Raw genomic sequence first — 280 nt, forward strand, 5'->3', positions numbered from 1 at the left:
ATTAGTACATTCTGCTCTTTTGTAGATCTTTACCGACCTTTGTACGGTGTACTGGAGAACGTATTGAACATTTCATCAGAGCGCGCCGGCTCAGCACTATCTCAAATGGTGGCTTGCTTGGTATCATTGGGATATCAAGTGAGCCATTATATCATGGATTCGTGGAATTATGGAAGTGCACAGCGACGATCGCGGGCAGTAGTCACAATAGCAGCTCCAGGTCTCCAGCCAATCGTGCAACCTTATCACACACACAGCCGATCTGATGAAGAGGTTCGTT

Annotated in this window: 1 protein-coding gene; it reads left to right on the top strand. The window is 46.8% G+C overall.

From position 1 onward, the window contains the following. On the top strand, positions 1-280 hold a 280-nt coding region (locus QWJ41_RS22140), incomplete at its 3' end, for a DNA cytosine methyltransferase (protein WP_369292742.1).

Origin of the sequence: Nocardioides cremeus (genome assembly GCF_030518195.1) — a bacterium.
GTDB lineage: Bacteria > Actinomycetota > Actinomycetes > Propionibacteriales > Nocardioidaceae > Nocardioides > Nocardioides cremeus.